The organism is Lysobacter antibioticus HS124 (assembly GCF_000336385.2).
In the GTDB taxonomy this organism is placed as follows: Bacteria; Pseudomonadota; Gammaproteobacteria; order Xanthomonadales; family Xanthomonadaceae; genus Lysobacter; species Lysobacter firmicutimachus.
The window spans coordinates 29,799-41,473 of sequence record NZ_HG424531.1 but is presented as its reverse complement, the minus strand read 5'-3'; the positions used below and the strand labels follow the sequence as shown (position 1 = coordinate 41,473).

General features: G+C 67.0%; 13 protein-coding genes. 11 read left to right on the top strand and 2 right to left on the bottom strand.

Annotation, left to right across the window (positions count from 1 at the left end):
* Together lpdA and TX83_RS16005 are read left to right on the top strand one after the other, a co-directional pair.
* Positions 1–1,413: dihydrolipoyl dehydrogenase (lpdA, locus tag TX83_RS16010; protein WP_064748969.1), on the top strand; the 1,413-nt coding region annotated here is incomplete at its 5' end.
* A gap of 166 nt (positions 1,414–1,579) precedes the next feature.
* On the top strand, positions 1,580–2,428 hold the full coding sequence (locus tag TX83_RS16005) for a hypothetical protein (protein ID WP_141233530.1): 849 nt from the start codon (positions 1,580–1,582) through the stop codon (positions 2,426–2,428).
* A 197-nt stretch (positions 2,429–2,625) separates the two neighbouring features.
* On the opposite strand, the gene TX83_RS16000 is transcribed toward TX83_RS16005, so the two are convergent.
* Together TX83_RS16000 and TX83_RS15995 are read right to left on the bottom strand one after the other, a co-directional pair.
* Positions 2,626–3,432: a hypothetical protein gene (locus TX83_RS16000; protein WP_064748967.1), complete on the bottom strand. Its 807-nt coding sequence runs from the start codon at positions 3,430–3,432 to the stop codon at positions 2,626–2,628.
* 313 nt (positions 3,433–3,745) lie between these two features.
* Positions 3,746–3,952, bottom strand: coding sequence for a DUF2061 domain-containing protein (locus TX83_RS15995; protein ID WP_064748966.1), 207 nt, complete (start codon positions 3,950–3,952; stop codon positions 3,746–3,748).
* A gap of 333 nt (positions 3,953–4,285) precedes the next feature.
* On the opposite strand from TX83_RS15995, the gene TX83_RS15990 reads away from it, so the two are divergent.
* The 9 genes from TX83_RS15990 to TX83_RS15950 all read left to right on the top strand — a co-directional run bounded on the left by TX83_RS15990 (position 4,286) and on the right by TX83_RS15950 (position 11,661).
* Positions 4,286–4,654, top strand: a complete 369-nt coding sequence (locus TX83_RS15990; protein WP_075575199.1) for a hypothetical protein — start codon at positions 4,286–4,288, stop codon at positions 4,652–4,654.
* A 10-nt stretch (positions 4,655–4,664) separates the two neighbouring features.
* Positions 4,665–5,501 (top strand): F0F1 ATP synthase subunit A, encoded by an 837-nt coding sequence (gene atpB, locus TX83_RS15985; protein ID WP_064748973.1) that lies wholly within the window; start codon positions 4,665–4,667, stop codon positions 5,499–5,501.
* 76 nt (positions 5,502–5,577) lie between these two features.
* Positions 5,578–5,847 (top strand): F0F1 ATP synthase subunit C, encoded by a 270-nt coding sequence (gene atpE / locus TX83_RS15980; protein WP_064748964.1) that lies wholly within the window; start codon positions 5,578–5,580, stop codon positions 5,845–5,847.
* An 87-nt stretch (positions 5,848–5,934) separates the two neighbouring features.
* Complete coding sequence (locus tag TX83_RS15975; protein WP_064748963.1) at positions 5,935–6,405, top strand: F0F1 ATP synthase subunit B; 471 nt, start codon at positions 5,935–5,937, stop codon at positions 6,403–6,405.
* Between the two features lie 16 nt (positions 6,406–6,421).
* On the top strand, positions 6,422–6,949 hold the full coding sequence (locus tag TX83_RS15970; RefSeq protein ID WP_064748962.1) for a F0F1 ATP synthase subunit delta: 528 nt from the start codon (positions 6,422–6,424) through the stop codon (positions 6,947–6,949).
* Positions 6,950–7,085: 136 nt separating this feature from the next.
* Positions 7,086–8,636 carry a F0F1 ATP synthase subunit alpha gene (gene atpA, locus TX83_RS15965; RefSeq protein ID WP_064748961.1) on the top strand — a complete coding sequence of 517 codons (1,551 nt, stop codon included), beginning with the start codon at positions 7,086–7,088 and terminating at the stop codon, positions 8,634–8,636.
* A 108-nt stretch (positions 8,637–8,744) separates the two neighbouring features.
* The gene (gene atpG, locus TX83_RS15960) at positions 8,745–9,608 is read left to right on the top strand and encodes a F0F1 ATP synthase subunit gamma (RefSeq protein ID WP_064748960.1); all 864 of its coding nucleotides are present in this window, start codon (positions 8,745–8,747) and stop codon (positions 9,606–9,608) included.
* A gap of 69 nt (positions 9,609–9,677) precedes the next feature.
* A complete protein-coding gene (gene atpD, locus TX83_RS15955) occupies positions 9,678–11,105 on the top strand; it encodes a F0F1 ATP synthase subunit beta (protein ID WP_064748959.1) in 1,428 nt (475 codons plus the stop codon).
* 130 nt (positions 11,106–11,235) lie between these two features.
* Complete coding sequence (locus TX83_RS15950) at positions 11,236–11,661, top strand: F0F1 ATP synthase subunit epsilon (RefSeq protein WP_064748958.1); 426 nt, start codon at positions 11,236–11,238, stop codon at positions 11,659–11,661.
* Positions 11,662–11,675 lie beyond the last annotated feature (14 nt).

Genomic DNA, 11,675 nt, shown 5'->3' with positions numbered 1-11,675 from the left:
ATGCTGGTGCTCGGTTCCGGCCCCGGCGGCTACACCGCCGCGTTCCGCGCTGCCGACCTCGGCCTGGACACGGTCCTGGTCGAGCGCTACGCCAGCCTCGGCGGCGTCTGCCTCAACGTCGGCTGCATCCCCTCCAAGGCGCTGCTGCATGCCGCCGCGGTGATCGACGAGGCCGAACACGCCGGCGACTACGGCGTCAGCTTCGGCAAGCCGACGATCGACCTGGCCGCGCTGCGCAAGTACAAGGAGAAAGTGGTCGGCCAGCTGACCAAGGGCCTGGCCGGCATGGCCAAGCAGCGCAAGGTCCGCACCGTGACCGGCGTCGGCACCTTCGTCTCGGCCCACGAGCTGGAAGTGCAGGGCGAGGCCGGCACTCAGCTGATCCGTTTCGAGCAATGCATCATCGCCGCCGGTTCGCAGGCGGTGAAGCTGGGCAATTTCCTCTGGGACGACCCGCGGGTGATGGACTCCACCGACGCGCTGGAACTGGCCGAAGTGCCGGCCAGGCTGCTGGTGGTCGGTGGCGGCATCATCGGCCTGGAAATGGCGACCGTGTACCGCGCGCTCGGCAGCGAGGTCACCGTGGTCGAGTTCATGGACCAGCTGATGCCGGGCGCCGATCCGGACCTGGTCAAGCCGCTCGCCGACCGGCTCAAGAAGCAGGGCGTGGCGGTGCATCTGAAGACCAAGGCCGCCGCCACCGAAGCCTTGAAGGACGGCATCAAGGTCTCGTTCGAAAGCGCCGAAGCCGGCAAGGCCCCGGCGCTGGAATCGGGCGTCTACGACCGCGTCCTGGTCGCGGTCGGCCGCGCGCCCAACGGCGCCAAGATCGGCGCCGACAAGGCCGGGGTCCAGGTCACCGAGCGCGGCTTCATTCCGGTCGACCGGCAGATGCGCACCAACGTGCCGCACATCTTCGCCATCGGCGATCTGGTCGGCAATCCGATGCTGGCGCACAAGGCCACCCACGAGGGCAAGCTCGCGGCCGAAGTCGCCGCCGGCGAGAAGAAGGAGTGGGTGGCGCGGGTGATTCCGTCGGTGGCCTACACCGATCCGGAAATCGCCTGGGTCGGCGTCACCGAGGCCGAAGCCAAGGCCAAGGGCCTGCGCGTCGGGGTGGGCAAGTTCCCGTGGGCGGCCAGCGGCCGCGCCATCGGCCTGGGCCGCACCGAGGGCTTCACCAAGCTGGTCTTCGACGAAGCCACCCACCGCATCGTCGGCGGCGGCATCGTCGGCGTGCACGCCGGCGACCTGATCGCCGAGGTCGCCCTCGCCATCGAGATGGGCTGCGAAGTCGCCGACATCGGCCACACCATCCACCCGCACCCGACCCTGAGCGAGTCGGTCGGCATGGCGGCCGAAGTGTTCGACGGCACCATCACCGATCTGTACATCCCGAAGAAGAAGGGCTGATCGGCGCCGTCCCGGCGGCGGCGCGGCTCGGGCCGCGCCACGCATCGGGAGCGGCTGTCCGGGCCGGGCTTCTGGAGAGGTAGGGGCCGGCCGCTACGGAACTGCGGCAACGCGACGCCTGGCGGCAAGCCAGGCGTCCCAGCGAGGCAAGCCAAGGAGAACGTCGATGGCCTGGATTCGTTCGATCCGATTCGCGCATGGCCCTTCTCGTTGCCGCCTGGGCACCGCGGACTGGCTCCGGCCGGCATGGCGGGCGATTTGCCTGGCCGTGGCCGTGGCGATCTGCGCGCCCGCTGCGGCGACCGTGGTCTTGCCGGAGTTTCCCTCCGATCAAGACTATGCGGACTGCCCCGGCGGCCGGGCTTGGTCCGACGCGGCCGCCGCGCGCGCGCAGCGGGCGCAGGCCCGGCGCGAAGCGCGCGCCGAACCGCGCGACCCGGAACTGCGGACGGCCCTGCTGCAATGGTCCGGCGGTGCGAGCGCGACCGAACTGATGTCGCAGGCTTCGATGGCCGACTACAACCAGTCGCTGCGCAAGGCTTTCGGGCATCCGGACACCGACGAGGTGCGCGCCGAGCGCGCCCAGGCGCAGGCCAAGGCCATGCAGATGCGCGAGTTCCTCCGGCGCGATCCGCTGCCGGGGCTGGCCGAGGTCGGCGAGGACGGCCTGGAAGTGCTGTGGTACGGCATCACCGCGGTCCGCGACGATGCGGCGTTCCAGCGCGAGGCGGGCGAGCGCTTCCTTCGCGCCGAGCTCGCCTCGCCCGGGGCGCCGGCGTATTACCTGCACGGCGTCGCCGAGCGCATCGATCGGGCCTTGATCGACGACGGGCAACCGCAGCGCTACGGCACCGCGCACGAGTATCGGGACGGCAAGCGGGTAGTGCGCACGCCGAGCGACGACGAGGCCGCGATGGAAGCGCGGCGCGCGCGCCTAGGCCTGATGCCCGCCGCGCTGGAAACCTGCCTGCGCCAGCGTTTGGACAATCCTTACGGCTGGCTGCCGGACCTATAGCGCTTCTCGCCAGGTCCGGAACGGCGCGAGCCGCGGTCGATCGAAGCGGTGCGTGCGAACGCGGCCGCTGAAGCCGCGAGTCTTCGAGCTTCGTGGGCAAACGTTGGGCGTGGACGGCTTCGGCCCTGCGCGGCAGGCCGCCGCTTCGGACGGCCGCCTGCGCCGCTCCCGCCCGACGGGAGGCGGCGCCGGGGGATTCAGAACGAGAACGTCACCCCCGCCATCGGCCCCTTGAAGCGCTGGTCCAGGCCGAGCACGCCGTCGCGGCCGCTGCGGCGCGCGTCGATCTTGAACCAGTCGTAGCCGACGAAGGCGCCGATCGCCGGGGTGAAGCGGTATTCGACCAGGGCATTGGCGCGGCTCAGGTCGCCTTCGTAATCGCCGAAGTCGCCCCAGTCGGCGTCGAGGTACTGGCCCTGCACGACGAAGCGCCAGCGATCGTTCGGCGCCACGGTCAGGCGCGTGCCGACGACCGGCGCGTAGCCGTCTTCGCTGGAACTGGTGCGGTAGCTGTCGGGGCCGGAAGCGGCGCGCAGCTTGCCTTCGAGTTTGGCGTACTCCACGCCGATCTGCAGGCCCCAGCTGACGGTCTGGGTTTCGACCACGGCGTAGTCGTAGACCAGGCTGGCGAGTTCGAACTTGGCCTTGGCCTCGGCGAAGCTGCCGGCGGGAAGGGTGGTGTCGCCGAAGGACACGTTCTCGCTGAGCGTGGCGCGGCGCTTCTTGTCGTAGCCGAAGTAGTTGAACAGCAGGCGATTGCGTTCGCTGAAACGGAACAGCCCTTCGATCCGCGGCACGGTTTCCTCGCTGCCGAAATCGAAGTCCTGGCTGAAGCGGTAAGGATCGCCGCGGAACGTGGTGCCGGCGCTGAGTTCGCCGCTGGCGTCGACCGACATCGCGCCGAGGCGCACGGTGAAGCGGTCGTCTTCCGCGCGCGCGGGCAGGGCGGCGCAGGCGCCCGCGGCGGCGAGCGCGAGCGTCAAGGGCAGGAATCTGGAAGTCACGGAGGCACTCCATCTGCGATCTGCGGGGGAATGACGGCGTATTCATGTGCCGTCGCGTCCATCAATGCCCGCGGCGGAGTAGCGCATCCGTGAAAAAAGCGTCGCTCGCCCGTTGCGGCAAAGCGCGATGTCTCAAACAGCGAACCCGTAGACGCAAAAAACGGACCTAAAGGCGAAGCCCCGGCGGATCAGGCCGGGGCTTCGGGGTGCCCGCCGCTGCTTTGCCATTGACGAGGAGAGAGTGGCGGCGGGCGTTCCCGAATACTGACCGGCGCCTCGGCGAAAGGTTCCGCCGTTCGTCAAAGAATTCGCTTCAGGACGCCAGCGCCGGGGAGGCGGCCGCGGCGCGGCGGCGCTCGATCCGCTTCCAGACCTTCTCGTGCAGGTGGAAGGCGACCGTGTTGCAGGCCGGCTCGACCAGGGCCAGGGCGCCGCCGACCCAGACGCTGCCCGTCATCAGGTAGCCGACCAGGAAGGCGACCGAGAAATGCACGCAGGCGAAGCTCAGGGTCTTGGTCATGGCGCGAGGCCTTGTTGAGAATTGTTCTCAACAATACGCCGGTCCCGGGGAAAGGCAAATCGAAAAAACAGCGCGTTGTGATAGCTTTCACCTATCGGTTGCGGGGGCCGTGTCGCCTGCTTACCTCACGGGTAATTCAACGACGGCGGGGTTCCGGCGACAGTGTCGGCATGAAAGACCGCCTCCGTCACCCGCCTGCCGCGATAGAAGCCATAGACCGGACAATCGTTGACCGCCCTGTGACGTCGCCGGTTGCCGCAAAGTCGGCCGCGTTCTATACTTTTGCGGCTCTAACGGGCGCTTTGCGCCACTCCCCAGACCGACGAGACCCGCGTGCACGATCCATTGTCCGCAGGCCGCCGGCTGGCGTCGCGCGCGATTGCCTGGCAAGCCGGCGCGATGGCGCTGGCGGCGCTGGCCTTCCTCCCCCTCGGCGCGACGCATGCGCTGGCGGCGGCGGTCGGCGGCGCGGCGGCGACCGTGGGCAGCCTCGTAGCCGCCAGGATGGCCTTGGGGGGCGGCGTGCAACCGGCCGGGATGGCTGTCGGGCGGTTGCTGGTCGGAGTCATATTCAAGTGGGTGGCGGTGCTGGCGGTGCTGGGGCTTGGAATGGCCTGGTGGCGTTTGCCTCCACTCCCAATGCTGGTGGGACTGCTCGCGGCGACGCTGGGCTTCGTGCTGGCCAATCTTTTGAAACGATAAGGTGTCTTTCGTGAGTGAACAGACCGGTTCGGGCGGCCTGAACGAATACATCAAGCACCATTTGACCCACAACACCAGTGAGGTCTTTGGCAGCGAAGCGTTGTCGAAGTTCAATTTCGACTCGTGGATCGTCGCCTTGGTGCTCGGCCTGCTATTCATCCTTTGGTTCGGTCTGGCGGCGCGCAAGGCGACCGCGGGGGTGCCGAGCAAGGGCCAGGCCTTCGTCGAGATCATCCTCGAGTTCATCGACGGCCAGGTCAAAGACACCTTCCACGGCGACCGCCGTTCGGTGACGCCGCTGGCGCTGACCATCTTCATGTGGGTCGCGTTCATGAACACGATGGACCTGCTGCCGCTCGACCTGTTCGGCTGGCTGGTCCACACCTTCGCCGGCGCCGAAGCCGCGCACCACACCTATTTCCGCGCGGTTCCGACCGCCGACCTCAACACCACGTTCGCGATTTCGACCTCGGTGTTCTTCATCCTGATCGGCCACGCCATCTCGGCCAAGGGCGGTCTGGGCTTCGGCAAGGAACTGGTCACCGCGCCGTTCCACGCCCACGGCCCGATGAAGCTCGCGCTGGTCCCGGTCAACCTGGTCATGAACATTATCGAGTGGCTGGTCAAGCCGGTTTCGCTCGCGATGCGACTGTTCGGCAACATGTACGGCGGCGAGCTGGTGTTCATGCTCATCGCCGGCCTGATGGGCAGCGTGGCTACCTTCGTGCCGGGCGTGCTCGCCAACGCCGCCTGGGCGATCTTCCACATCCTGATCATCCTGCTGCAGGCCTTCATCTTCATGATCCTCACGGTCGTCTACATCGCCGGCGCCCGCGAGAGTCACTGATTCCGGTTCCAAATCGCGTCACCCCCATTCGTTTTCCCTTTCACCGTTTAGCACTACCTCTACCAGGAGAAGCACCATGGAGTTCATCGCCAACGTTCAGGGTCTGACCGCCATCGCGATCGGCATCATCATCGGTCTCGGCGCGCTCGGCGCCTGCCTCGGCATCGCGCTGATGGGCTCGAAGTTCCTCGAATCCGCCGCCCGTCAGCCGGAACTGGTGCCGATGCTGCAGGGCCGCATGTTCCTGCTCGCCGGCCTGATCGACGCGGCGTTCATCATCGGCCTCGCCGTCGCCCTGTTCTTCGCGTTCGCCAACCCGCTGATCAGCGTCCTGCAGGCCGGCTGATCCGTGTCGGTCCGCGCCCGCGGGCGCGGACCGGGCAATCCGGGCCGGCAAGCGCCGGCCCAACGTAAGCAACGTCGAGGACCCGTCATGAATCCCAACATGACTTTCTTCGGCCAGATGCTCTCCTTCGCGATCCTCGTTTGGTTCACGATGAAGTTCATTTGGCCGCCGCTGAATGCAGCGATCGAAGAGCGCCAGAAGAAAATCGCCGAAGGCCTGGCCGCTGCCGAGCGCAGCCAGAAGGACCTTGCCCAGGCGCAGGAAAGCGTCGACGCCGCGCTGCGCGAAGCCCGCACCAAGGCCAACGAGATCATCGAGCAGGCGCATCAGCGCGCCAATCAGATCGTCGACCAGGCCAAGACCGATGCGATGGTCGAAGCCACCCGCCTGAAGGCGCTGGCCGACGCCGAGATCGCAGCGGCCGCCGACCGCGCCCGCGAAGACCTGCGCAAGCAGGTGTCCGCGCTGGCCGTGACCGGCGCCGAGAAGCTGCTCAAGCGCGAAATCGACGCCAACGCCCACAAGGCGCTGCTCGACGAGCTGGCCGCAGAAATCTGATCGGAACGCCCACGCGATGAGCCAGAACCTCACCCTCGCCCGTCCGTACGCCCGCGCCGCCTTCGCGCTCGCGCGCGATGCCGGCCGCTCCGCCGAATGGTCGCAGGCGCTCGCCTTTTCGGCGCGCGTCGCCGCCGACCCGCAGGTGCAGGCGGTCCTCGGCCACCCGCAGCTGAGCGCGGCCGACGCCGTCGGCCTGGTCGCGATCGACGGCGCGGACGAATCGGTGCAGCGCTTCCTGGCGCTGCTCTCCGACAACCGTCGCCTCGGCCTGCTGCCGGAAATCGCCGGTCTGTTCGAAGAGCTGCGCGCCGACGCCGACCGCGTGGTCAAGGCCAAGGTCACCTCCGCCAGCGACCTGCCGGCGGCCGAGCTGGACTCGATCAAGGCCGCGCTGGTCAAGCGCTTCGGCCGCCAGGTCGAAGTCGAGACCGCGGTCGACGCTTCGCTGATCGGCGGCGCGGTGATCGACGCCGGCGACGTCGTCATCGACGGCTCGCTGAAGGGCAAGCTCGCGCGCCTGCAGACGGCGCTGGCCGGCTGAAGCCGGGATTCGGGTTTCGGGATTCGGGATTCGAGAAGCCAAGGCTTGAACGAATCCCGAATCGCCAATCCCCAATCCCAAACAAAAGAAAGCACCCGCGCGTCGCCCATCGCGATGCAGGACCAAGGAAACGACAATGGCAAGCACCCAGCTCAACCCGTCCGAAATCAGTGAACTGATCAAGACCCGCATCGAGAAGGTCAAGCTGGCCGCCGAAGCGCGCAACGAAGGCACCGTCACCTCGGTGTCCGACGGCATCGTGCGCATCCACGGCCTGGCCGACGTGATGCAGGGCGAAATGATCGAACTGCCGAACAACACCTTCGCCCTGGCGCTGAACCTGGAGCGCGACTCGGTCGGCGCCGTGGTGCTGGGCGATTACGAGCACCTCAGCGAAGGCGACACCGCCAAGACCACCGGCCGCATCCTCGAAGTGCCGGTCGGCCGCGAGCTGCTGGGCCGCGTCGTCAACGCGCTGGGCGAGCCGATCGACGGCAAGGGCCCGATCGCCGCGACCCTGACCGCGCCGGTCGAGCGCGTGGCGCCGGGCGTGCTGTGGCGCAAGTCGGTCGACCAGCCGGTGCAGACCGGCTACAAGTCGGTCGACGCCATGATTCCGATCGGCCGCGGCCAGCGCGAGCTGATCATCGGCGACCGCCAGACCGGCAAGACCGCGATGGCGATCGACGCGATCATCAATCAGAAGGGCACCGGCATTAAGTGCATCTACGTCGCGATCGGCCAGAAGGCCAGCTCGATCGCCAACGTGGTGCGCAAGCTGGAAGAGAACGGCGCCCTGGCCCACACCATCGTGGTCGCCGCGACCGCGTCGGAATCGGCCGCGATGCAGTACATCAGCGCCTACTCGGGCTGCACCATGGGCGAGTTCTTCCTCGACCGCGGCGAAGACGCGCTGATCGTGTACGACGATCTGTCCAAGCAGGCCGTGGCCTACCGTCAGATCTCGCTGCTGCTGCGCCGTCCGCCGGGCCGCGAAGCCTACCCGGGCGACGTGTTCTACCTGCACAGCCGCCTGCTCGAGCGCGCCGCGCGCGTGAACGAGGACTACGTCGAGAAGTTCACCAACGGCGAAGTGAAGGGCAAGACCGGTTCGCTGACCGCGCTGCCGATCATCGAAACCCAGGCCGGCGACGTCTCGGCGTTCGTTCCGACCAACGTGATCTCGATCACCGACGGCCAGATCTTCCTGGAAACCGACCTGTTCAACGCCGGCATCCGCCCGGCGGTCAACGCCGGCATCTCGGTGTCGCGCGTCGGCGGCGCGGCCCAGACCAAGATCGTCAAGAAACTGTCGGGCGGCATCCGTATCGCCCTGGCCCAGTACCGCGAGCTGGCGGCGTTCGCCCAGTTCGCCTCGGACCTGGACGAAGCCACCCGCAAGCAGCTCGAGCGCGGCCAGCGCGTGACCGAGCTGATGAAGCAGAAGCAGTACGCTCCGATGCCGATCGCCCTGCAGTCGCTGTCGATCTACGCGGTCGACAAGGGCTTCATGGACGACGTGCCGGTGAACAAGATCGGCGCGTTCGAAGAAGCGCTGCACTCGCACTTCGTCAACACCAACGGCGCGCTGATCGAGAAGATCAACGGCACCGGCGACTGGAACGACGAAATCGAAGGCGCCTTCAAGAAGGGCATCGAAGAGTTCAAGGCGACCGGCTCTTACTGAGCCGGCGGGATTAGGGATTCGGGATTGGGGATTGGCTGAAGAGAGACGCGGGATCGGTTCGAACGAATCCCGAATCCCGAATCGCCAATCCCGTGAGCGGAGCGAGCAATGGCCGGCGGCAGAGAAATCAAAACCAAGATCAAGAGCGTGCAGAACACCCGCAAGGTGACCCGCGCGCTGGAAATGGTCTCGGCTTCCAAGATCCGCAAGGCGCAGGATCGGATGAAGACCTCGCGCCCGTACGCGCGCGTGATCAAGCAGGTGATCGGTCACCTGGCCCAGGCCAATTCCGATTACCGGCATCCGTACATGGTCGAGCGCAAGGACGTGAAGCGCGTCGGCTACGTGATCGTGTCGTCCGACCGCGGCCTGGCCGGCGGCCTCAACAACAACCTGTTCCGCAAGCTGCTCGGCGAGTTCCGCAAGTGGCAGGAGCAGGGCGTCGAGGTCGACGTGGTCACCATCGGCCAGAAGGCCTCGGTGTTCTTCCGCCGGATCAAGGTCAACATGCTGGCGTCGGTCACCCATCTGGGCGACCAGCCGCACCTGGAGCAGCTGGTCGGCGTGATCAAGGTGATGCTGGACGCCTACAGCGCCGGCAACATCGATCGGGTGTTCGTCTGCTACAACGACTTCGTCAATACGATGACCCAGCGCGCGGCGTTCGATCAGCTGCTGCCGCTGCCGGAACCGGAGACGCAGGTCGCCAAGCACGACTGGGACTACATCTACGAACCCGATGCGCAGACCGTGCTCGACCACGTGCTGACCCGTTACATCGAGTCGCTGGTGTACCAGGCGGTGTTGGAGAACGTGGCCTCCGAGCATGCCGCGCGCATGGTCGCGATGAAGGCGGCGAGCGACAACGCCACCAAGCTGATCGGCACCTTGAACCTGGTCTACAACAAGGCCCGTCAGGCAGCGATCACCCAGGAAATCTCCGAAATCGTCGGCGGCGCCGCGGCGGTCTAACCCATCCGGTGGGCGCGGCCGGCCGGCCTGCGACCACGAGCAGCATTGAAAGTTACTGAGGAATCAAAGATGAGCAGCCAGGGCAAGATCGTTCAGATCATCGGTGCGGTCGTCGACGTGGAATTCCCGCGCGATGCGGTGCCGAAGGTGTACGACGCGCTGAAGGTCGAGAACACCGCCATCACGCTCGAGGTGCAGCAGCAGCTCGGCGACGGCGTCGTGCGCGCCATCGCGCTGGGCTCCACCGACGGCCTCAAGCGCAACCTGATCGCGACCAACACCGGTCGCGCGGTGTCGGTGCCGGTCGGCGCGGCCACCCTGGGCCGGATCATGAACGTGCTCGGCGAGCCGATCGACGAGCGCGGTCCGGTCGAAAGCGACGTGCATTGGGAAATCCACCGCGCCGCCCCGGATTACGCCGACCAGTCCTCGGGCAACGAGCTGCTGGAAACCGGCATCAAGGTCATCGACCTGATGTGCCCGTTCGCCAAGGGCGGTAAGGTCGGCCTGTTCGGCGGCGCCGGCGTGGGCAAGACCGTCAACATGCTCGAGCTGATCAACAACATCGCGACCGAGCACTCGGGTCTGTCGGTGTTCGCCGGCGTGGGCGAGCGTACCCGCGAGGGCAACGACTTCTACCACGAAATGTCCGACGCCAACGTCATCGTGCAGGACGACCTGTCGAAGTCGAAGGTGGCGATGGTGTACGGCCAGATGAACGAGCCGCCGGGCAACCGTCTGCGCGTCGCCCTGACCGGCCTGACCATGGCCGAGTACTTCCGCGACGAGAAGGACGCCAACGGCAAGGGCCGCGACGTGCTGTTCTTCGTCGACAACATCTACCGCTACACCCTGGCCGGCACCGAAGTCTCGGCGCTGCTGGGCCGCATGCCGTCGGCGGTGGGCTACCAGCCGACCCTGGCCGAGGAAATGGGCGTGCTGCAGGAGCGCATCACCTCGACCAAGACCGGTTCGATCACCTCGATCCAGGCCGTGTACGTGCCCGCGGACGACCTGACCGACCCGTCGCCGGCGACCACCTTCGCCCACCTCGACGCCACCGTCGTGTTGAGCCGCAACATCGCCGCGCTGGGCATCTACCCGGCGGTCGACCCGCTGGACTCGACCTCGCGCCAGCTCGACCCGAACGTGGTCGGCGTGGAGCACTACGAGACCGCGCGCCGCGTCCAGGCCACCTTGCAGAAGTACAAGGAGCTCAAGGACATCATCGCGATCCTGGGCATGGACGAGCTGTCGGAAGAAGACAAGACCGCCGTGGCCCGCGCGCGCAAGATCGAGCGCTTCTTCTCGCAGCCGTTCCACGTCGCCGAAGTGTTCACCGGCGCCCCGGGCAAGTACGTGTCGCTGAAGGACACCATCCGCGGCTTCAAGGGCATCGTCGAAGGCGAGTACGACCACCTGCCGGAGCAGGCGTTCTACATGGTCGGCGGCATCGAAGAAGCGGTCGAGAAGGCCAAGAAGATGGGCGTGGGCTGAGACGCCTGACGGCGTCTCGGGATTCGTGACTCGTGGTTCGGGATCGGCGAAGGCCGATCTCCGTACGTCGCATCTACGAATCCCCAATCCCTAATCACCAATCCCGTCGAACGAGCGAAGCGAGAGAGACATGGCATCCACCTTCCGTTGCGACATCGTCAGCGCCGAGGAAGAAATCTTCCACGGCGAAGCGACGCTGCTGGTCGCCACCGGCGAGATCGGCGAGCTCGGTATCGCCCCGCGGCACGCGCCGCTGATCACCCGCCTCAAGCCCGGCAAGGTCGTGGTGACCCTGCCCAGCGGCGAGCAGCTGGATTTCGCCGTGTCCGGCGGCATCCTCGAAGTGCAGCCGCAGGTCGTGACCGTGCTGGCCGACACCGCGATCCGCGCCCAGGACATCGACGAGGCCGCCGTGCGCGCGGCCAAGGAAGAAGCCGAGCGCGCGCTGGCCAACCGCGGCCCGCAGATGGACGTCGCCGAAGCCCAGGCCAAGCTGGCCGAGGCGATGGCGCAGTTGCAGGCGCTCGAGCGCCTGCGCAAGAACGTCAAGCACTGATCGGTCGCGCTGCG